The organism is Vibrio rhizosphaerae (assembly GCF_024347095.1).
Taxonomy (GTDB): Bacteria; Pseudomonadota; Gammaproteobacteria; order Enterobacterales; family Vibrionaceae; genus Vibrio; species Vibrio rhizosphaerae.
This window is the reverse complement of sequence record NZ_AP024904.1, coordinates 471511-493987: the sequence shown is the minus strand read 5'-3', so window position 1 is coordinate 493987 and position 22477 is coordinate 471511. Positions and strand designations below refer to the sequence as shown.

The window sequence follows — 22477 nt, the reverse complement described above, 5'->3', positions numbered from 1 at the left end:
TCAATATGAATGATTTTATGTTGATACCTCGTTGATTTTTATTATTCTTTTCTTAAATGTTAATTGCAGTTGATGTTGTGTTTGCTAGGAGAGCTTTACACAACCACCCGGTTCCGCCCGGATTTTTTCGCTTTATAGAGGGCCTGATCTGCGGATTTTATGACGTCTTGAGGATCCCGGCTTGACTGACTGTCGCTGACACCAATGCTGACCGTAATATTGACGACATTACTGGGCTGATTTTTTTGGCGTTTCAGACGTCCCATTTTATCACTTTTAGGACGTTTATCTGTATTTCTGAGATACATGTCATAGTTTTGGATCTCTTGGCGTAAAGATTCAAGATAATCAAATGCTTCTTCTGAGCTTTTTCCTTTAAAGATAATGGTAAACTCCTCACCGCCATAGCGATAAGCTTTCGCTTTTCCTTTGACTTGGCGTAATTTGCTTGCCACCAGTTTTAAAACCTCATCACCGGTATCATGACCGTAGTTGTCGTTGAATTGTTTGAAATGATCAACATCAATCATGGCGATGGTGAAATGTCGTCCCAGAGATTTCATGGTGTGGTCGAGTGCGGCACGACCGGGAAGGTGAGTGAGGCGATCATTGAACGCAAGCTCATGTCCGGCGGCAATAACATACAGCACCAGAAAAATGCCAGAGATAGAAAATAGTATGCTGGAGATATGAGGCAGATGAAAAGAGACAAAAACATCTGAAATAAGCAGAACAGAGGTGTAAACAACGGCATCAAGTTTACGATTTTTCCTCAATAGCAACAGCATGGTCATGCCACTTAACACAATCAGGTAAAGGAATAAAATAAACGGTAACCGTGATACCTGAGGCACAGCTAATAAGAGCTGTGTAAAGAGATCCGGAAAATCACCCTGATTAAAATAATCCAGAATCAACAATGACCAGGCAAAAAACAGACCTTGAACAAGCAGATAGTACAGAAACTCTTTGGTGAACAGATCGGAATCATGGAATACATAACAAATGATGCAACTCACCGGAAAAAGAAAAGCAAGTAAGGACAATTCTAAGAGTGTTGAGCCGCTGATTAAAGGCGTCTGCAAACGAAACTGAATGATAACATAGGCCAGTATCTGGGCTACGGCTAACATCCCCATACGACTTTGTTTGAATATTTGCGCCACTGCTAGTGCGGTGAAAAGTAAAACGTAAGGTAAGTTAAGCAGTACATTGGAATTTGATAGTTGCGTGAATATCTCATGGCCCATCCCAATATGGATAGCCACAATGAACAGAATAGGGAGTAAAGAGCGGAACCAGGAAGAACTGACCGACATTGAAAACATAGATGGTTGATTCGTCAAACAATTAGCTGCACTTTACGTGATTTTTAGTAAAAAATACACCATTTTGTCGTTTTTTCTGTACTTTTCTTGCATTTTGGATAGTGAGTGCATAAGACCGATGCGTGACAAGATGCATCGAATGAAACAAAGGAGAGCAGCCTTCCGGATTCCCGGAGGCTAAAAAATACCGAATCTTGACATCATATGGTTTACAGGACTGCGACTGCAATGCATAAAAGTATGTCAGGTTGATTATCTGATACTATGTTTATGATATACCTGAATCCTGTGATGGTGAAGATGATATCTATTTGGATGCTGACAGCTACTGGAGAATAAATATGCATATCAGTGTTGATGTCCATAATTATATGGAAACTTTAGTCGGTCAAATTTTGAGTTCAGACGATTTTAAAGCACGCTATGATCATGAACAACTGGCTGATCTGGCTTGTTTAGCATTGAGCCAGCTGCGTCCCGTATATATTCGCCATGACATTGATTTTTTATCCACGCTGCCGGAAACTCGTTTAGTCAAATTAAAACAATTTGCCAAAGATGCCGTTGAAGCCGGAGAAACGATGATCAAAAATGACCGTCGTCAGAATCCTGAGCATCGGGAGGTTCCTATCGTCGTTGCAACGGCTCGTTATGATGATGACCTTGAATTGGAATGGTATGAAAGCCCGATCATTAGTCATCACACAGAATATCAAAAGGAGAAGTAAGTGGGATTTTTATCTCGGTTGTTTGGCCAACGTCAGCAAGAATCAGCACCGATTGAGCCTGTTTATTACAAAGATTTTGCTATCTTTCCTGAAGCGATTGCTGAAAATGGTCAGTATCGGGTGGCCGGACGAATTACTCGCGAAATCAATGGTGAAGTCAAAGAACATCGCTTTATTCGGTCAGATGTTTTGTCTAGTCGCAGTAGTGCCGACGAGCTTATGGTTAATAAGGCGAAGATGTTTATTGATCAGATGGGAGAAAAGATCTTCAGTTGAGTGTGACTCAAGTTGATTGAAATCATAATGAAAGAAACCACAAGCCGATAAGCTTGTGGTTTCTTTTTTCGTGATGATTAATTTTTGCCATGATGTTCAATTCACTGGACATTCTCGTTAGTATGGTGAAGTTCATGGTAGATGTTGGACCAACACCGTTGAACCAACATGTTATAAAGAAACGCAAGTGGTTAGTCGAGATTGTCAGCTGCTTGGATCGATAAGTAAGCCGTTAGATTAAACATATTTACTTTGCCAATTATAAGGGAATAACTATGCAAATTGGTGTGCCTAAAGAACGACTTGCGGGTGAAACGCGAGTTGCAGCTTCACCGACTTCGGTTGGGCAGCTGCTAAAGTTAGGTTTTGATATTCTTATTGAAACCGATGCTGGAGAAAAAGCGAGTTTTGACAACCAGAGTTTCGAAGCTGCTGGTGCTCAGGTGGTATCCACTGAAGATGTATGGCGTGCCGATATTATTTTGAAAGTCAATGCGCCGACAGCAGAAGAAATAGCGTTGATCAAAGAAGGGGCAACGCTAATCAGCTTTATCTGGCCAGCACAAAATCCAGAACTACTTGAAACCTTATCCGGTAAAAAAATTAATGTGCTTGCTATGGATTCAGTACCACGTATTTCTCGTGCACAGGCTCTTGATGCTTTGTCATCGATGGCCAATATTGCTGGATATCGTGCAGTTGTTGAAGCGGCACATGAATTCGGACGCTTTTTTACGGGACAAATTACCGCAGCAGGTAAGGTTCCGCCCGCTAAAGTATTCGTCGCAGGTGCAGGTGTTGCTGGATTAGCAGCAATTGGTGCTGCGGGGAGTTTGGGCGCTATTGTCCGGGCTTTTGATGTTCGTCCTGAAGTGAAAGAACAGGTCCAGTCGATGGGCGCAGAATTCCTTTCTGTTGATTTTCAGGAAAATTCTGGCGCTGGTGACGGCTATGCCAAAGAGATGTCTGATGATTTTAATCGTAAAGCGGCTGAACTTTACGCAGCGCAGGCACAAGATGTCGATATCATCATTACAACGGCATTGATTCCCGGTAAGCCGGCACCAAAACTGATAACCAAAGCCATGGTTGACAGTATGAAGGCGGGGAGTGTGATTGTTGATCTTGCGGCTGCCAATGGCGGAAACTGTGAATATACCGTGGCTGATCAGGTCGTGACTACTGAAAATGGCGTCAAGATCATTGGATATACTGACATGGTGGGGCGTTTACCAACGCAGTCTTCTCAGCTTTATGCCACGAATCTAGTTAACCTATTAAAATTATTGTGCAAAGAAAAAGATGGTGAAATTCACATCGATTTCGAGGATGTCGTTCAGCGAGGTGTGACTGTCATTAAGGAAGGTGAGGTGACTTGGCCGGCTCCTCCTATTCAGGTTTCAGCACAACCACAGACGAAATCCGAACCAGTAAAAACCCCCCAGAAAAAAGAAGAGAAAGCTGTTTCTCCGATGAAAAAAATGTTGGGACTCGTGGTTGGTGTAGGTGCATTCGCTTGGATTGCCTCTGTCGCACCTGCAGCGTTCCTCAGCCATTTTACCGTTTTTGTACTTGCCTGTGTGGTTGGTTATTACGTGGTTTGGAACGTGACTCATGCCTTACATACGCCTTTAATGTCCGTCACCAATGCAATTTCAGGGATTATTGTCATCGGCTGTTTATTGCAGATTGGTCAGGGTAATGGTTTTGTTACGTTTCTATCGTTTATTGCTGTGTTGATCGCAAGTATTAATATCTTCGGTGGTTTTACCGTCACGAAGCGTATGCTTGAAATGTTCCGTAAAAAATAACAAGGAGTAGCGAATGTCTGCAGGATTAGTACAAGCGGCGTATATCGTTGCTGCTTTATTTTTTGTGATGAGTCTGGCTGGCTTATCAAAACAGGAATCAGCGAGAGTTGGTAACTATTACGGTATTGCCGGGATGGCGATTGCCTTAGTCGCAACAATTTTTGCTCCCGATACGTCGGGAATTGTCTGGATAATCATTGCAATGGCGATTGGTGGGACGATCGGTATCCATTTTGCGAAAAAAGTCGAAATGACACAAATGCCCCAGTTGGTGGCGATCCTCCATAGTTTTGTCGGTATGGCCGCTGTTTTGGTTGGATATAATAGCTTTATTGAAGCGCCGGAAACCGCGACACATGCTGAGCATGTCATCCATTTGGTTGAAGTGTTCATCGGCGTTTTCATTGGGGCTGTCACATTTACCGGCTCGATCGTTGCGTTTGGCAAACTACATGGTGTGTTTAAATCATCACCGTTAAATATTCCACACAAACATAAGTGGAATCTTGCGGCAGTTATCGTTTCTACACTATTACTGATCTACTTTGTCAATGTGGACGGTAGCTATTTCGCATTGATTGTGATGACTCTGATCGCTTTTGTGTTTGGCTATCACTTGGTCGCTTCTATCGGTGGTGCAGATATGCCGGTTGTTGTTTCCATGCTGAACTCATATTCAGGGTGGGCTGCCGCAGCTGCGGGATTCATGTTGGCGAATGATCTATTGATTGTAACCGGTGCTTTGGTTGGTTCTTCAGGTGCTATTCTGTCTTATATTATGTGTAAAGCGATGAACCGTTCTTTTATCAGTGTTATTGCTGGCGGATTCGGTCAGGAAGTTGTCATTAGCGAGGAGGGAGAGCAAGGTGAGCACCGTGAGATTATGGCTGAGGATGTTGCAGACATGCTTAAGAATTCGAAGTCTGTGGTCATTACACCGGGATATGGTATGGCAGTTGCACAAGCTCAGTATCCGGTTTCCGAGATTACCGAGAAGCTGAGAGCCAGAGGGATTGACGTTCGCTTTGGTATCCACCCCGTTGCGGGGCGTTTGCCTGGTCATATGAATGTTCTGTTGGCCGAGGCGAAAGTTCCTTATGAGATTGTCTTGGAAATGGATGAAATCAACGATGATTTCAGTGAAACCGATACGGTGTTGGTTATCGGGGCAAATGATACGGTCAACCCGGCTGCACTCGAGGATCCGAATAGTCCTATCGCCGGAATGCCAGTTTTGGAAGTTTGGAATGCCAAAGATGTGATCGTCTTTAAGCGTTCAATGAATACCGGATATGCAGGGGTTCAAAACCCACTTTTCTTTAAAGAAAATACTCAGATGTTGTTTGGCGATGCCAAAGCGTCATGTCTGCATATACTGGAACATTTGGATTGACCCTGAGTAAAAAAACTTTGTATTTGTAATATAAGCCAGCGATAATGCTGGCTTTATTTATTTACGGGACAGATTATTGACATCAACATAACACGGTAATAACTATTTTTGTCATAATGCATCCGGATCATGAAACTTGCCAGAGAATACAGAGTCACATAAAAAGATGATATTAAAACGATTCATGTTGTTGTTCATGTTTATTATTCCATATGCACATGCGGACTCTTTGCCGGCAAGAATCGATCATTTTATTTCTTTGTTCAGATACGATGAAGCGCTTGTTTCATATGATTTAAGAAAAATAGAAGCTGAGTATGCCACAAGACTAATTACTCCCGACTCCATGTTGCCGCAGACCTTTGAGTACCCTTTAAAAGATATCCAGCAACTTTACGCCTTAGCGAAACAATGTACCGGGAATTTACCTTTGAGTCCCTTAACGACGGAACCGCTGGTCTTTACTCGGGCAATTTGTAAAGGGACTCAACTGCCGTTACGCTGGTTTGCCCGAAGTGCTTTGATCCATCCGGGTGGGGGAACGTATGCGGCGCGATATGTAAAAAAACACCCTGAGCTTTATGATGAACTAAAAGTCTATATGCATATTCAGGAACGTCCTAAAGCCTCTAAAGATACTTTATTAGGACGTCTGCAACGCATGGACAGTGAGTCGGTAACGTCATTGATATCAGGGGACTCAATGTTCAGCGAGCAAAATGAGCTTTGGTTGAGAAAAGGTGATCGATACTATGTGTTTGCTGATCATGTGTGGAAGAATAATGCCGAGCAGGCGGGGTTAGTCTTCAGTTATGTAAATACTGATAATTCAACTTGTTTTGTTCGACGCGGTAACTTGTGTTGGGCAGAGGAAGATCAATCGGATATTTTACGGTACATCCTCGTTGGTCTTGTTGCTTTCAACGTTTTATTAGTGATTAGTTGGTTTTTCTATCGTTGGAATACCAAGCGGCTTGAGATGAGAAGCCGTATGCTTATTTTGCAGATATTGACACATGAATTACGGACACCGATTGCGAGTCTTTCACTGACTGTTGAAGGGTTCAGACGAGAGTTTGAGCATCTGCCTGAAAGTGTCTATGATGAATTTCGCAGATTATGTGAAGATACTCGCCGCCTAAGGCAGTTAGCGGAGGCTAGTAAAGATTATTTGCAGTCCGACACGAAACCTTTAGCTGTGGATTGGGTTCCATCAGTTGCTGAGTGGTTAGAGTATAAATTAGAGGAAGAATTTGAATCATCTGTTCATTTCTCAATCAATCAGGATGTTGCAGCAAAATTAAATGTCTATTGGTTGGGAACTTGTATTGATAATTTACTAAGAAATGCCATTAAATATGGTATTGCCCCCGTGCAGTTGGATGTAACGACGTCAAGTCATATGGTTACGTTCAAGGTAGTTGATCAGGGTGTGCTGACCGAAAAAGACTGGCGTCAGCTACGTAAGCCCTTTGTCAGTAAAAGTGGTTTAGGCCTAGGTTTAACAATTGTAGAATCAATGGTTGGAAGAATGGGAGGCAAGATGTCTCTAGTCGGGCCACCAACAACATTTATTTTGGAGATACCTTGTGAAACAGACGTTGCTTCTTGTTGAAGATGATAAAAACTTGGCTGATGGATTGTTAGTTAGTCTGGAACAAGCCGGATATAACTGTTTACATGCGGAGAAGATTTCAGAAGTAAGACAATATTGGGAGCAGGCTGATTTAGTCATCTTAGACCGACAGCTTCCTGATGGTGATTCGGTTGAACACCTCGTGGATTGGAAAAATCTGAAAGATGTTCCGGTTATTTTGTTGACCGCGCTGGTGACAGTGAAAGATAAAGTTGCCGGACTGGATTCTGGTGCGAATGATTATCTAACCAAACCATTTGCTGAAGCCGAGTTATTTGCCCGAGTGAGAGCGCAGCTTCGAGCACCGGATGGTGATGGACAACAGGATGACACAAAGGTTGTCACACCAGAACTCACCATTGATAAATCCACTCGGGAAGTGCATTACAAAGGTGAGTTAATTACATTGACTCGTACAGAATTTGATCTGTTGCTATTTCTGGCAAGCAACTTAGGTAGAGTTTTTACCCGAGATGAATTATTGGATCATGTGTGGGGCTATAATCACTTTCCGACAACAAGAACGGTGGACACACATGTTCTGCAATTAAGACAAAAACTTCCCGGACTAGAAATTGAAACGTTACGGGGTGTTGGCTACAAAATGAAAGCCTGATGATGAGAAAAAAGAGTTTTTTCTTACTGGGAGTACTGATGTGTGCTCCCAGCCATTTTGTTTACGCGAATTGGTTTGAACGCAACACGCCATTAACGCAAGCCCATGAACATCTGCTGGAAAATGATCTGCCTAAAATGTTTAACTCTTTAGTTGAAGTCTGGCAGAGTGCTGAAAGCAAACATCTTAGTAGTCATCTAAATGATTTACTCCTTCAATCTTTAAGTGCCGATTGTGGTAAGAGTCTGGAACCTGCTCCTTTCCCTGACTGGATCAAATCTCTCGCCGTTCGAAGAGTGGAAATTCAAAGTCCGGGACGTGACGCATTTCAATTATTAGTTGATATGGTGACAACGTCACAAATAGAAGAGGTTTCGTTCACTCGGTGGGTTGATCATTCAATTTCACTCGATAGCTCTTTTTCTCAGGTGGAAAGTGACAATGTCACTAATGAGTTGACCTATGTGAAACGGTATAATCTGAATAATCGTCTGCCGATGGGGCTTTATCGGTTGATTATTTCTCGAAAAAATGGGGAATCGTGGAGTTCGTGGGTCATTCTTGATAATCCCAAAACCTATCACACGATTCATTGGCGTTCAAAAGAACAATGGCGTGTTGAAAAAACAGCGATTCCGAATCGTTACTGTCCGTTACCCAAAATGAGAGTTTCCGCATATAGCTACAATAGTGGAAAATATTCAGAAGTTTGGAAGCAGACCTATGAATCTAATTATCCGAGTGAGTTACCTCCGAATACACTTGAACCGGGACGATATGTTTTGGCGGTATCGATGAATCATCAACGGTGGCAAGGACCAATCACTATTGAGCAATCTCAAGTTATTAGTAAAACATATGATGTTTCACTAGAGGAATAGCTAAAGATATATAACAATCTGTCGTTATAGACATTAAATTTTATTCGGTTTATAGCGCATATGGATATAAAACTAAAACACTTGATTCCTTCGCTTCTCGTTGTTTCATCCGGGAGTATGGCCGCTTCCTATGCTGTTGAGGCTCGCGGAGATGCAATGGGAGGCACTGGCGTCGTTTCAGCCAATTATCTCACCGCACCTTTCTATAACCCTGCTATTGTCGCCATCTATCGCAGAAATGATGATGCAGGAATATTACTCCCCAGTTTTGGCCTGACCTATAACGATCCTGACGATATCTCCAATACCATTGATGATATCAGTGATTTAATCAAGAATGTGGAAGGCGGAGATTCATCACGAGAAGCTGAACTGCAGAGTCAGTTAGATGCACTGAATGGCGGTGAACTCAAAGCTGATATTGGTGGTGCAATCGCGATCGGAATACCAAATCAATATCTTGCGATGAATTTATTTGGTAAAGCCTATGCGGAGACCTATGTAACGCCATCAATTGCGACAACGGGCTCCTCTACGCTTGATAATGCACAGAATAGTACCATCGATGCTGTTTCTGTTGCGGTCACTGAGGTTGGTCTTTCCCTGGCAAAGTACCAAACATTTCTGGGACAGCATATCTCAGTCGGCGTTTCTCCCAAACTTCAACGTGTCTATACCTATGTATATGAAGCCAGCTTAAAGAACTACGATCTCAGTGATATTGATGCCAACAGCTCCGGAGAAACTGTATTCAACTTAGATGCCGGTTTACTATGGTTCTACGGGCCGGTGAGAGTGGGATTTGCAGCAACCAATTTGATTTCTCGTGATATCACAACCCAGCGAGTTGCCTCCAGTGTTTCTGGCAAGGCTGACCTGCAATATAGCTACCAACTCAGACCCCTATATACAATCGGTGTCGGGTTGATTGGTGACTATGCTTCATTTAGCGTTGATTATGATCTGAATGAGGAAGAGCGCTACACCAATTTCAATGATAATACCCAGATGCTTCGCGTCGGTGGCGAAATTGATATTCTACGCCAGCTAAAATTGCGAGCCGGTTATAAAAAGAATTTGGCTTATAGCAATTCTGATGATGTCTATACTGCGGGGATAGGGCTTTCTCTACTTGGGTTATTTGAACTTGATGCAGCCGTAAGCTATACCAATGCGCATGCAAAAGGCGCCTATGTGAACTTCTTATCCACGTATTAATACGTTCCCTCCCAGTCTCGCTTTTAAAGCCTCCTCTGAAAAGAGGGGGCTTTTTTGTATCTGAAAATAAATCATTCCTGAGATACCAACATTTTTACGCATAGTAATTACTCACATCGCTTAGTTGTTTTTTGAAGAAAAATAAGTTGATCGTATTTATTCCGATGCCAATTTTTCTATATTTTTGAGAGGAATATTTGTTTTTTCATAGACTTAGTGCAGAATGATATTCTATCGGTTTATCTCCTTTTATTCGATGAGCGTCTTCATAAAGAAGCAGGATCTTTTTGGATCTTATGTTAGTGAATACTTCTGTCTCGTGACAGTATCACTCATAGGAAATATCCTGATGCACTATAACTAATGGGTTAGTTATACAATAAACAACAACCACCTCCGCAATACCAAACTAAATACAATACCCGAAACCACTTATCTGTAAGGCTTGTATTGAATAAATTGGAGGTCGGTTGAATGAGGGAGAATTACTGATTTGAAGTGTATATGACGAGAACAAAACTCTGACTGTTCATTCTAATTTAGCCTGAATTGAAGGTAACAACAGAAGTAGAGGAGTCGACGCTTTAGCGGGAGAAGCGATAAACATCACGAGTCAGGTCATCAGGGAATCGAAGCCGTCTGTTTTTTTGTCCACCGATTTTTTCTGCCAGAGCTCGAGCCGCTGCATTTTCATCATGCATATAAGTTTCAACATGATCCCACTTAAAATGAGTGTATGCATATTCTATTGCTGCTTGAGAAGCTTCTGACGCAATCCCTTGTCCTCTATATTCGGGAAGAATCCACCAAGTTAACTCAGTTGGCCATTCTAACCCTTGCCAAAATCCACACGTACCGACTAACTGCTTATTTGAACGTAACTGAATAACCCAAACACCAAATCCTTGCAGATACCATGAACCAAGTCGGATTGAAGCCTAGACCAAACTTGGCTTTTAGTAATCGGGCCACCATACATCACAGTCCGCCGTTGGTGGCAATAGTATAAGATTCGAGGTTTGGATTTTAGGTATCATTTTAAATCCTTGATAATGACAGCTCATGTTTTAATATGATCTGCAAAGTCGAAGACATATCGTAGTTTTCTAGTTGAGCTTACCATTAACAGACAAATTAAACCCAATACAAAAGTGCGCATTATGTACGTTATGTTAAATATAATATTCGAGACAATTCAAAGTAAATCACTATAGGCCTTTTGTATCTCACTTACGGCTCAGATGATGCTTATGGTGACCTCGCGTTTCTTGTGCCCCCCTGATTTAATATTATCTTGAAGGATTTGAGAATGATAAAAACGAGCGCGGTTAGTTACTACCGCGCTCGCTTATGCTTAAATGAATTGGATACTACGCGCCGTAATAACTCTTACGGTATAGGTTCTTCACATCTTCCACTGTTGGTTTACCCGGATTGGTCAGTGTGCATGGATCACCGTAGGCTCGCTCACTCATTCTTTCCAGTACTCGAGTAAATTTCTCTTCGCTGAAGTCAACCTCATCACAGTCTTTAAAACAGGTTGGAATATTCAATGCTTTGTTCAGTTCTCTGACGGTTTGTGCCAGATCATCAATGCCGAGAATGCTTTCTGCCAACTGATACTTAGTTGTGTATTGTCTATTAAAATCAATAATATATGGCAATAAAATCGCATTGGACAAGCCATGTGTGACCCCAAATTCGCCACCAATTTTGTGAGCAAGTGAATGAACCAACCCTAATGAAGCATTCGTAAACGCCATACCAGCAAGTGCTGATGCATTATGCATGTTATAACGGGCTTCTTTATTATCAGGCTCTTTGTATGCGGTCTCAATGTTATCAATCACCAGTTTGATTGCTTCGATTGAATACGGATCCGTAAATGATGTCGCAGCAATTGAAACAAGCGCCTCTGCGGCATGTGTTAAGACATCCATCCCGGTATTAGCCGTAATATGCGCTGGCATTGTTTCCGGCAATTTGGGATCAAGAATCGCAATATCAGGCACCATGTCTGCTGCAACGATGGGATACTTAATATGGTTATCTGTGTCAGTAATAACAGAAAACGCGGTGATTTCAGAAGCCGTACCGCTGGTTGACGGAATCGCGATAAATTTCGCTTTTTGGCGTAATGCCGGCATAGAGCCGACCTCAATAATATCTTCGAATTTTAAGTGCGGATGTTCATAGAAGCACCACATGACTTTGGCTGCATCCAGGGCCGACCCACCCCCTATTGCTACGATCCAGTCTGGTTCAAAGTTAATCATTGCTTCAGCACCACGCCAGACTGTTTTAACTGATGGGTTCGGTTCAACACCATCAATAATGATGCTCTGAATTCCAGCTTGTGAGAGGTAATTTTGGCATTGTTCTAAAAAGCCAAATTTTTTCATGGAGCTTCCACCTGTCACGATTGCAGCTTTTTGACCTTTTAAATTTGCCAGTTCAGCCAGTGCACCTTCTCCATAGATAATATCTCTGGGTACAGAAAACCTCATGACGCTCATAATTCTCTCCTATATTTTGCATATGAAAATGTGATTAGAGATACAATATGCTTACAAGCGCACTGAAACACTGATTTGAATCATTAATCGCGAATAAATTCTATAGATATGAAATAACTAGATATTTTTTGTACAGCGAGAGGCAATAAGATGAACTAAGGATAACTATCCGTCCCAAAGGACGTTTAAGGCCTAAAGTGACAATGTCACCTTAGGCCTTTCTTTCACTTCACTAAAACTTATTTTAGCCACCAGCAAGCTTAACTGTATGACCTTTCTTTTCCAGAAAGACTTTTATTTTTTCCCGGTCATCGCCTTGGATCTCAACATGCCCGTCTTTTACTGCACCACCACAGCCACAATGTTTCTTTAACTCTGCTGCCAAACGTTTTAGTGCAGTATCTTCAAGGTCAAGACCGGTGATAACACAGACGCCTTTTCCTTTTCGCCCTTTGGTTTGTCTCTGTATTCTGACAATACCATCACCTTTTGGCCGTTGAGGTTGTGATGCTTCTGGTTTAATTCGTCCAACTTCAGTGGAATATACTAATGTCATACTTTAACTACTTCTTTGCTGATGCCGCTGCTTTCGCCTGACGGAGTTCTAGAATTGTTTTTTCAATATGTTTTTCGATAGCAAGCTTGGAACCTTTAAGAAGTCGTCCATTGAATATACAGTACCAGTCATTCGGCTCACCCGTATCATTTTTCAGAGTAAAACCAGCAAACTGTTCCTGAGTTGCAGAGGCTTGCTCTCTCTTCACTTCAACATTGGAAAATTCTTTGGGGTCAATAATAGAGGCAGTATCACACCACCAATCGATACTTTTCTTTACAGCTGCCTTATTACCGGAAAGAACGTGATTCTTAATTTTTACTTGCCAGACATCACTGGATTGACCGGCAGATTTGAGGGTAAACCCTCGGTATGTTGCAACAGCCATAAGTCTACTCAGCTCTTTTATGTATTTTCATTTAATATTAATTGTAATCGGCACATGATCAAGTATATTTAGGGCTAATAACCTAGTTATAGTGCATTAGAATGTTGAAAAAACCAATATTAATCACAAAAAAGACAATAATTGAGGATTATACCAAGCAACTTTGTGCGTTTATCCATAAAGAACAACTCAATGAACTGACCCAATATCAGTATTCAAATAGTTCCTTACTTGCGATGGTCAAAGACTGGAATCTGTTTGTAGCGTTCTGTCAGAATCAGCAGGTTGTTCCTTATCCGGCTTCCCCGGATATGATTCGCCTGTTTCTTGAAAAGGAATCGCGGGTAAGAAAGTTTTCGACCTTGCGTCGTTACACCGTCACCATAACAGTGTTACATAAATTCCTTGGCTATCCTGACCCGATGACACATCACCAAGTTCGTATACTCCTGATGGCACTGAGAACAGAAAAAAAAGGTGATAACAGTCAGGCAGATGCATTAAACCATGACCATATTGAACAATTAGATGCGTTACTCTCCACCGCTAAAGATGCCAAAGACATTCGCGATCTGGCAATTTATCATTTGATGTTTGAGTGTATTTTGAAACGACTCGAGCTCAGAGAGCTTCGCGTTGAACAACTCACCTTTCACTCAGAATCAGAGGTACAAGTCGAACTCAGAGGCAATCATTATCAACTTTCTCCACCGGCTTCAGAAGCAATCCACAGGTGGTATCAGCTCATTGATATCCAGTCCTCACCTTATGTCTTTCGTTCGATCGACCGTCATCAGAATATCGGTATTGATAAACTAAACGACTCATCAATCTATCGCATTTTAAGAGGAGCCGGAGAACGGCTTGGTATTGCCCACCTTAAGTTTTCAGGTCAATCAACCCGCATCGGCGCAGCCCAAGAGCTCTATAAACAAGGAATGAAAATCAAAGAGATCCAATCTTTCGGCCGTTGGCAAAGTACGGTGATGCCTTCTCAGTACGTAGGAAAGCATCACCAAGCCGAAATTGAAATTCAACGATTCAAATCGTTCAAGCCTTGGAAGCCGTAACTTTTGCCAATGAGCGCTCAATACAGTCCGTTAAAAAATCTGCCATGGTGTGACCATTGTTTTCTAACATCTTAGGGAACATCGAGATGGGTGTCATTCCCGGGAATGTATTGACTTCGTTCAGATAAACTTGTCCGTCCGGCGTTAAGAAAAAATCAACACGGGCAAGATGTCTCAGTTTCATATGACGGAACACTTTTTCACTGTATTCCCGAATAGAGGCAAGCTGTTCAGCGCTGAGACCTTCAGCCTCGACCTTCGTATAAGAGTGGCTGGTTTGACTATATTTCTCTTCATAGGTGTAAAAAGCATCGGCTGGCGCAATCACCTCACCCGGTGCCGAAATATGAAGTTCTCCGCCGATTTCATAAGCCGCAACTTCTAACTCTCTCGGTTTTACGGCTTTCTCAACAAGAACCTGTTCAGAAAACTGAAATGCAGAGGCAATTGACTGATGCAATTGTGATAAATCAGTGACCTTGTAACATCCAACGGAAGAACCTTGCCGAGCTGCTTTGACAAATAAAGCCCCCCAACGGTGAAATGCTTCTTCACATTGTGCAATCGTCTGATCCGTCAATTCAGATAAGAATAAATAAGGGGTATTCGGAACACCGAGCGCATCGTACCAAAGCTTAGATGTAATCTTATTAAAACTATTGGAACTCGCTTCCGGGCCACATCCCAGATATGGAATTGCAGCGAGTTCAAGCATGGATTGAATATCGCCGGTCTCCCCCGGATAACCGTGAATGCATGGCACCACAAAATCAATGTTCTGACAGCTAACATCGGTATTCAACGTTGCAGTATTGGTATCTAAATATGCCAGATGACCGTCCTCGGTAAACCATCCGTCACGTTTCATTTCAATACGTACAACATGAAAGTGAGGATTAGCTTGGAGTTGTTCCTGCACATAATTCGCAGAAACCAATGACACTTCATGTTCGGATGAACCACCACCACAAAGTAATAATATATTGATACGGCCCATTATTCTTCCATACATCCTTTCAGTTTAAACCGCCTCTATCATAGATAATTCCCGATAAAGTTGTAGCCTTAATTTTTCTCTCAGCAGCTAATCGTTCACTATCTACACAAAAAAAGGGCCCAAGGCCCTTTTTTACTTAATTCAGCTTGTTTAAAGTCGGATACTCCGAGTTTTTAATAGCGTCAATACTTTTCACGAAAGGTTTGAGTTGACGAAACTCGGCTGGCAACATTTGAATCGCCTGATGCGCTTTCGCTCGCGTTGCAAAGTCACCATATAAAACGGTATACCACTTCGTCCCATTGACAACCTTGTAGTTTTCCCAGATAGGCTGACCATTCTTAGGGAGCTTACTGGAGAATCGATCCACTTTGCTTTGACTACCAACCGCAACGACCTGAATGGTATAACCAAAACGTGGATTCATTGCCACCTGTTTTGCCGTTGGTGGTGTAATGGTCACAGCAGTCTGACTCGGTTGAGACATTTTTTGTGATGTCGCCGGTTTCTCAGTCGTCCGCACCACATTCATTTCTGTCACACCATCAGCGGTTGTTCCCTGCTGAGAAACCACCGGCTGCTGTATTTTGGCCGTGGGATATTCTTCCTGGTAGCTTTCAGTTGTCACGTCCGTTACATAAGTGCCAGAAGAGCATGCCGCCAACAGTAACGTAGACAAACCGAGAATGACTTTTTTTTCCATAGTTTTCGTGCCTTTCATAAAGAGTGTATCAATCATGCCCATAGCCGAGTCTAGAATCAAGTTTAGGTAATAAATTCAAATGAATAACATGTGATATAAAACACAAAGTATTAAACAATTTTAAGCGAATATCCAAGTTTTGCTTTCTATATACCTGTATCCACCAATCCAATTGTATAATCAGACGGATATCCTTGCTGATGTGAGAAATAAAAATGAACAACCTGTCTCATTTTTTAAAACCCAGATCGGTTGCCGTCATTGGTGCCTCCAATCGCCCACTACGAGCTGGTCACGTCGTGATGAAGAACCTGCTCAGCGGTAACTTTGATGGCACAGTCATGCCGGTCACTCCCCGTTATACATCTGTCTGTGGTGTCCTGGCTTACAAAACAATCGACTCGCTGCCTATCATACCGGATATCGCGGTTTTATGTACGCACGCCTCAAGAAATATTTCGCTCTTCCACCAGCTTGCTGAAAAAAAAGTCGCTTATGTGGTGGTTTTATCGTCGGATATGTATACCAATGATCCAGAAGATCACCAGATTCAACAACAATGTCACGCTATCGCAAAGGCTGCGAACATGCGTATTGTCGGTCCAAATAGTCTGGGCATCATCCTTCCTTGGATATCATTTAATGCCTCTTTTTCTCCGGTCCCCGCTTTGAAAGGGAATATTGCCTTTATTTCTCAATCAGCTGCGGTGTGTACAACCATTTTAGACTGGGCCAATGAAAAACAGATTGGCTTTTCTGCTTTTATCTCTCTGGGGAATGCATCCGATATTGATTTCAATGATCTGCTCGATCATCTCAGCACCGATCGTCACACTGACGCTATTTTGCTTTATATCGATACCATTCGGAATGCCAGACGATTTATCTCCGCGGCCCGGGCCGCTTCACGAAACCGGCGAATTCTGGTCTTAAAAGGAGGCAGAACACAGGAAGGAAGGAAAGCCGCCAAAGCGCATACCGGTGGAATCGATACACTCGATATCATTTATGATTCTGCCATTCGTCGTAGCGGCATGTTGCGCGTTCATAACACACATGAACTATTTGCCGCAGTTGAAACCTTAACTCACCCACTCCCGCTGCGTGGAGAACGACTGGCAATTATCACCAACGGTGGTGGGCCGGCAATTATGGCCATTGATACCTTACTTGAGCGCGGTGGAAAACTTGCCCGGCTGGATGAAGCGATCATACATAAACTCAATCAGAGTCTGCCGCCGAGTTGGTCACATGCCAACCCCATAGATCTGGTCGGCGATGCGGGTCATCAGCGTTATGTATCAGCACTGAATGCCGTGTTAGATTCAGATGTGGCCGATGCCATTTTAGTGATGCATTGTCCTTCAGCGGTTGCAGAATCAGAACAGACGGCTCAGGCAGTGATTGATGCCTTGAAGCAACATCCACGCAGCCGCCAGTTTAATATTCTGACAAACTGGTCGGGGGAACTCACCGCCAAGGCTGCGCGACAACGGTTCTATCAGGCCGGGATTCCGACTTACCGAACGCCGGAAAGTGCAGTGATTGCATTCATGCACATGGTCGAGTACAGACGAAATCAAAAACAGCTGATGGAAACCCCCACCACCGCCGATTTTCTTCCACCGGAAAATATTCATAAGGCACAACAGTGGATTCAAGAGCATCTTCGTCTTGCAAACCAGCAAGCGACATTGCTCGATACTCACCAAATCGGTGACTTGCTAACCTGTTTTGAGTTTGATGTATTACCGACCTGGATGGCACAAGATAGCAGTGAAGCCGTCCATATTGCCGAGACCATCGGTTATCCGGTTGCCGTCAAACTACGCTCACCGGATATTGCCCATAAATCTGATGTTCAAGGCGTTATGCTCAACCTCAGAAATCGTCACGAAGTTGAAAGTGCCTCACAGGCGATCCTTGACCGGGTCAGTCTGTCTTATCCGGCAGCCCTGATTCATGGTTTAGTCGTGCAGGCCATGGCAAAACTCGCTGGCGGTGAAGAACTGCGGATTAAAGTCAAACATGACGAGACCTTTGGCCCGGTGATTCTACTCGGACAAGGTGGCTCCGAATGGCAAGAAGCAACAGACGCAGAAGCCGCCCTGCCGCCGTTGAATATGACACTGGCGAGGTATTTAATCGTTCAGGCAATCAAGAACAATAAAATCCGTCTGCAAAAACTGCCGGTGCCGATTGATATTGAGGGGCTTTCTCAGTTTCTGGTGAGACTTTCACAACTCATAGAAACGTGTCCTGAAGTTCATGAATTGGATATTCATCCCCTGCTGGCTAATGGTCATCAATTTACGATTCTGGATGCCGACTTACATCTCAAACCTTATCATGGTGATGCACAGCAGCGGTTAGCCATTCGTCCCTACCCATCCGAGCTGGAAGAACAACTTGCGATAAAAAATCAGGAATCGATTTTGATTCGTCCTATTTTGCCGGAAGATGAACCCGATCATGCAGACTTTATCAGTAAAGTCTCCAAAGAAGATCTGTATAAACGCTTCTTTACGGAAGTCGGTGAGTTTAATCATGAAGCTTTAGCGAACATGACTCAGATTGATTACGATCGGGAAATGGCCTTTGTTGCCGTTCGTTCAACCCCCTCACATGAGATTATCGGCGTCTCCCGCGCGTTAATCACACCGGATAATAGCAATGCAGAATTTGCAATTTTAATCCGCTCTGACTTAAAAGGTCTGGGGCTGGGGCGAATTCTGATGAGGAAGATTATCGACTATTGTACTAACAAAGGTACCCAACAAATATCAGGGATCACCATGCCCAGTAACCAAGGGATGTTATCACTGGCTCAGAAGCTTGGATTTCAGGTCGAAGTTGACTTCGAAGACGGAACGGCAGAAATGCAATTGCAGTTATCACAAACACAAGGATGATAACCATCAGACGAAAACAGAGTCGCAATTCACGACTCTGTTTCTTTTGCTTGTTACCGCGTCACATAGCTCATCAACTGCGTAAACTCCAATACTTTTTCAAATACTGGATACACCAGGATTTAGCCTCTCCCATTTTGTTCCGACGCCAAGCCAACACCAACTCAGCGTCTTTCTTTTCCGTCCCATGAATCATTTGCAGCTTGCCCGCATCAATCAACGGTTGTGCCACCTGCTGTGGCAGTGTCCCAATTCCCAACCCCGATATCAGTGCCTGACACTTCGCAGCGAAGTTTGTCACGGTCAGCCGTGGCTGTTTTTGCAAAATATTCACGCTCAGAGGCGGTTGCTCTCGGGCAGTATCTGCAATCGCAACAATTCGATACTTCTGGCGCGCATTTTCATCAAAAGCACCACTGCGTTTATGCACATAATGACCGGTTGCAGCAACCCACACCATGGACATCGATCCCAATGATTCAACTTTGACATCATGAGGCATCGTTTCAAGACGAGGACAAATCAAGAGATCGGCCCGATCAGTTGCCAGTGACTCCCAGCATCCCGCCAGTATTTCTTCCTGAAGACGGACTCTGGTTTTACTGACATTCCCGAGAGCTTCCACCAGCGGAAAGAAATTATCCACCGGCACGATCCCATCATAAGCCAAGGTAACATCCAGCTCCCAGCCATTAGCCAAAACTGTCGCATCATTGACCAGTTTATCGGTTTCAGAGAGAATTCGTCGCCCATGCTCCAGAAGTAATCGTCCGGCATCAGTAAAGTTAGCCTTATGGCCAGAACGATCAAAAATAATGATATCGAGATCTTGCTCGAGTTTTTGAATCTGATAACTCAGGGAACTTGGTGCGCGATTCATCTCATGTGCAGCTGCAGCAAAACTGCCCCGTCGTTCGATCGCATCGAGAATGTAAAGTGCTTCTAGTGTGATAGGACTATGCAAAATAAGTATCCTTAAGCTATTTATATGATTAAACGGTCAGTTTGTCAGCGTGGTACAAAAAACAATCCAATATGAATCATCATTCTATTGCGGATTGAATACCATTTCTGCTTTCATTCGCCAAGCTTCTGTAAAAATATGAGCGCCATCATGGCACCTAACGCTCAATTTCATGCGCTCATCATCCTCAACCTAATTCGGGCTTAACCCACACCCGACAGAAATCGAACCACCCTAACGCATTACATTTCGCATTTTGCAATGTGCCGCATTGATCATGGCTCACACCAAGCCAGCTATGAAATAGCGGCACAATTTGATGTTTTTCAATCAAAGACTTGCCGATCTCTCTCGCTGGAAATGGTTGCTCGGGCTCTGAGCGCCAGTGATCAATCAACTGCTGCCAACCGGCAAAATCTTCTGGCTGACTGGTTTCACTGATATCAGAGTAATCCAAAAGCCATCCCGCTAATGCGTCATCACGATGGTTTGAGATCCCCATCGCTTTGATCCAGATATCAATCTCTTGTTTGACATCCACAGCATGTTCATACCTGATCAATTCAACCTCAATCCCATCTTGCGTCAATAAAGTCTGAATCACATCAACCAGATGGGGAAACATCGGATGTCTGGCGTGATAAGCGATTCGAACCGGACGAGTGATCGACGGGATAAACATCTGACGACTGGGACGATGATGATACCAACCCGGCTTCAGCCCGTGAGCCGGTAACATGCCCCATGCCACCACCGTTTCTTCGGGGAAAAGACTGAACAGGTTCAAGGCACTTAATTTACCACTCAGATATTCAGCCCATACCTCATCACAGGCGATCCCGTTTCTGTGGTTGAGTTGCAGATAAATACATCCCGGATCCAAATCGACATCTTCGCGGGACGCACCACGCCTCATTTTGAGCGGTGTATTCAAGGTCGGGAAAACCAGAGAAGAATCAGCCTCATCAATGACACACACTTCAATCTGATCTAACAACGGACGATAGCCAAAATAGCTATCAAATGCTTGCAGAATCAGTCGTTTGTCATCATTAATAACAACTTTGAATGGCCCGGTACCAACCGGCATAACATCAAACTCGTTCTCTTGCTGAATGTCGGGACTCACAATTCTTGCACACGTTTCAGCCAATAAAATCGGTAAATGCAAATCAGGTTTATTCAGATGAATATCAATCACCCAGTCTCCGGGCGAGGAGACATCTTCAATATGACGGAACAATCTGAAGTGCTGTAATTCGCGAAGGCTGTCAACCACCAATTCTGACGTCAGTAGCTGACCATTATGGAACCGAACGCCGGGACGCAGATAAAACCGCCAGTGCTCTGCAGAGAGACTCTGCCAGCTATGCGCCAGATCTGGTTGTAACGTTTCATGCTCGTCGAAGGTGGTAAGGCCACTGAAAACCTGCCGGGCAATATGTTGTTCAGAACGGCGCATGGGTTTACGAGGATTGAGCATCGATAACGGACGATAATATGGCAGACGAATCACTTGGCGCCCCTGCTGACGCTGGACACCAAGATAACTTTGGATAACCTGTGTCAGCTTGTCGGCATTTTGGTCGAGAACGGATAGCGCCTGCCCAAACTTCCCTTCTTCAAGATATCGTCTGGCCAGATTCTCACTGACATCACTACGGCTACGTTTAAAAATCAGGTGTGACAATTTGCCCCGGCCGGCAGCCGGATGCCACTCGATCCAGCCTTCTTCTTCCATCTTATTCAAGACAATACGCGCATTACGGCGCGTACAAAACAGTATATCCGTCACATCTTCCAGACGGATTTCCGTATTTTGACCTTCAAAGTGTTCGAATAAAGTTTCAAACTGGACACGTAACCTTGGACTACTCATAAGAATAAAGGGGGAAATCGATGAAATGATTCATGACTCTATAATTTCCTATTTTTCCCTTTTCTGCAAATGTCGTCCGCATATTATTGCTATTTTTTCTTTTTGACAGCGATGGTGAGACGGCTGGTACACACAAGTCGATCCCGATCATCATGAATATTAATCTGCCATACTTGCGTCGATACACCGAGATGCATCGGCTGAGCAACCCCTGTCACGGTTCCGCTTCTGACCGCCCGAACATGGTTGGCATTGATATCCAGTCCGACACAATAGGCATCTTCAGCGACACAAAAGTTTGCAGCAACGGAGCCTAATGTTTCCGCCAGCACAACTGAGGCCCCACCATGTAACATCCCTAAAGGTTGATGGGTAAAATAACAAACGGGCATCGTTGCCGAAATTGTTGAATCGGTCACTTCCGTATACACAATATTCAGATGTTCCATCATGGTGTTCGCAGAACTTTGATTCAAGACATCAAGATCAATCGGTCTTTTCCAGATACGCATAATCTACCTTTAACAAATCACATCATAAAAATGGCAGAGCCGAAATGCTCCACTGACAAAATATCATGACAAACACAGTCGGCACCAGCAAAC

Annotated in this window: 20 protein-coding genes; 10 read left to right on the top strand and 10 right to left on the bottom strand. The window is 43.4% G+C overall.

The window, feature by feature from the left end:
- Positions 1–95 precede the first annotated feature (95 nt).
- Positions 96–1328 (bottom strand): GGDEF domain-containing protein, encoded by a 1233-nt coding sequence (locus OCV37_RS17340; protein ID WP_038185066.1) that lies wholly within the window; start codon positions 1326–1328, stop codon positions 96–98.
- A gap of 341 nt (positions 1329–1669) precedes the next feature.
- On the opposite strand from OCV37_RS17340, the gene OCV37_RS17335 reads away from it, so the two are divergent.
- The 8 genes from OCV37_RS17335 to OCV37_RS17300 all read left to right on the top strand — a co-directional run bounded on the left by OCV37_RS17335 (position 1670) and on the right by OCV37_RS17300 (position 9887).
- Positions 1670–2056 (top strand): late competence development ComFB family protein, encoded by a 387-nt coding sequence (locus OCV37_RS17335; RefSeq protein WP_038185067.1) that lies wholly within the window; start codon positions 1670–1672, stop codon positions 2054–2056.
- On the top strand, positions 2057–2332 hold the full coding sequence (locus OCV37_RS17330; RefSeq protein WP_038185070.1) for an HlyU family transcriptional regulator: 276 nt from the start codon (positions 2057–2059) through the stop codon (positions 2330–2332).
- A gap of 275 nt (positions 2333–2607) precedes the next feature.
- Entirely contained in the window at positions 2608–4143 is a 1536-nt protein-coding gene (gene pntA / locus OCV37_RS17325; protein WP_038185072.1) for a Re/Si-specific NAD(P)(+) transhydrogenase subunit alpha, read from the top strand.
- A 13-nt stretch (positions 4144–4156) separates the two neighbouring features.
- Entirely contained in the window at positions 4157–5536 is a 1380-nt protein-coding gene (gene pntB, locus OCV37_RS17320) for a Re/Si-specific NAD(P)(+) transhydrogenase subunit beta (RefSeq protein WP_038185074.1), read from the top strand.
- 166 nt (positions 5537–5702) lie between these two features.
- Positions 5703–7151: a sensor histidine kinase VxrA gene (vxrA, locus tag OCV37_RS17315; RefSeq protein WP_038185076.1), complete on the top strand. Its 1449-nt coding sequence runs from the start codon at positions 5703–5705 to the stop codon at positions 7149–7151.
- Positions 7126–7788 carry a response regulator transcription factor VxrB gene (gene vxrB, locus OCV37_RS17310; RefSeq protein WP_038185080.1) on the top strand — a complete coding sequence of 221 codons (663 nt, stop codon included), beginning with the start codon at positions 7126–7128 and terminating at the stop codon, positions 7786–7788. The genes vxrA and vxrB overlap by 26 nt, the downstream gene beginning before the upstream one ends.
- Entirely contained in the window at positions 7788–8669 is an 882-nt protein-coding gene (locus OCV37_RS17305; protein WP_038185089.1) for a DUF2861 family protein, read from the top strand. Before vxrB ends, OCV37_RS17305 begins: the two co-directional genes overlap by 1 nt.
- A 60-nt stretch (positions 8670–8729) precedes the next feature.
- Positions 8730–9887, top strand: a complete 1158-nt coding sequence (locus OCV37_RS17300) for a conjugal transfer protein TraF (RefSeq protein ID WP_038185092.1) — start codon at positions 8730–8732, stop codon at positions 9885–9887.
- A 584-nt stretch (positions 9888–10471) separates the two neighbouring features.
- Here the strand turns inward: OCV37_RS17300 and OCV37_RS19840 are convergent.
- The 4 genes from OCV37_RS19840 to OCV37_RS17285 all read right to left on the bottom strand — a co-directional run bounded on the left by OCV37_RS19840 (position 10472) and on the right by OCV37_RS17285 (position 13347).
- The gene (locus tag OCV37_RS19840) at positions 10472–10798 is read right to left on the bottom strand and encodes a GNAT family N-acetyltransferase (RefSeq protein WP_390902304.1); all 327 of its coding nucleotides are present in this window, start codon (positions 10796–10798) and stop codon (positions 10472–10474) included.
- A 459-nt stretch (positions 10799–11257) separates the two neighbouring features.
- Positions 11258–12403: an iron-containing alcohol dehydrogenase gene (locus OCV37_RS17295; RefSeq protein WP_038185094.1), complete on the bottom strand. Its 1146-nt coding sequence runs from the start codon at positions 12401–12403 to the stop codon at positions 11258–11260.
- A gap of 244 nt (positions 12404–12647) precedes the next feature.
- A complete protein-coding gene (gene yciH / locus OCV37_RS17290) occupies positions 12648–12959 on the bottom strand; it encodes a stress response translation initiation inhibitor YciH (protein ID WP_038185096.1) in 312 nt (103 codons plus the stop codon).
- Positions 12960–12966: 7 nt separating this feature from the next.
- A complete protein-coding gene (locus OCV37_RS17285; protein WP_038185098.1) occupies positions 12967–13347 on the bottom strand; it encodes a DUF3319 domain-containing protein in 381 nt (126 codons plus the stop codon).
- Between the two features lie 101 nt (positions 13348–13448).
- On the opposite strand from OCV37_RS17285, the gene OCV37_RS17280 reads away from it, so the two are divergent.
- Positions 13449–14417 carry a tyrosine-type recombinase/integrase gene (locus OCV37_RS17280; RefSeq protein ID WP_038185101.1) on the top strand — a complete coding sequence of 323 codons (969 nt, stop codon included), beginning with the start codon at positions 13449–13451 and terminating at the stop codon, positions 14415–14417.
- On the opposite strand, the gene OCV37_RS17275 is transcribed toward OCV37_RS17280, so the two are convergent.
- Both OCV37_RS17275 and OCV37_RS17270 read right to left on the bottom strand, forming a co-directional pair.
- Positions 14398–15414 carry a D-alanine--D-alanine ligase gene (locus tag OCV37_RS17275; RefSeq protein ID WP_038185103.1) on the bottom strand — a complete coding sequence of 339 codons (1017 nt, stop codon included), beginning with the start codon at positions 15412–15414 and terminating at the stop codon, positions 14398–14400. The genes OCV37_RS17280 and OCV37_RS17275 overlap by 20 nt on opposite strands.
- Positions 15415–15550: 136 nt before the next feature.
- On the bottom strand, positions 15551–16117 hold the full coding sequence (locus OCV37_RS17270) for an SPOR domain-containing protein (RefSeq protein ID WP_038185260.1): 567 nt from the start codon (positions 16115–16117) through the stop codon (positions 15551–15553).
- Between the two features lie 215 nt (positions 16118–16332).
- On the opposite strand from OCV37_RS17270, the gene OCV37_RS17265 reads away from it, so the two are divergent.
- Positions 16333–19029, top strand: a complete 2697-nt coding sequence (locus OCV37_RS17265; RefSeq protein WP_038185105.1) for a bifunctional acetate--CoA ligase family protein/GNAT family N-acetyltransferase — start codon at positions 16333–16335, stop codon at positions 19027–19029.
- Positions 19030–19102: 73 nt separating this feature from the next.
- Here OCV37_RS17265 and OCV37_RS17260 read toward each other — a convergent pair whose 3' ends face one another.
- The 3 genes from OCV37_RS17260 to OCV37_RS17250 form a co-directional block, all read right to left on the bottom strand.
- Complete coding sequence (locus OCV37_RS17260; protein ID WP_038185107.1) at positions 19103–19993, bottom strand: LysR substrate-binding domain-containing protein; 891 nt, start codon at positions 19991–19993, stop codon at positions 19103–19105.
- A 187-nt stretch (positions 19994–20180) separates the two neighbouring features.
- The gene (locus tag OCV37_RS17255) at positions 20181–21872 is read right to left on the bottom strand and encodes an SgrR family transcriptional regulator (RefSeq protein WP_038185109.1); all 1692 of its coding nucleotides are present in this window, start codon (positions 21870–21872) and stop codon (positions 20181–20183) included.
- An 89-nt stretch (positions 21873–21961) separates the two neighbouring features.
- Positions 21962–22384, bottom strand: a complete 423-nt coding sequence (locus tag OCV37_RS17250) for a hotdog fold thioesterase (RefSeq protein WP_038185122.1) — start codon at positions 22382–22384, stop codon at positions 21962–21964.
- Between the last annotated feature and the right edge of the window lie 93 nt (positions 22385–22477).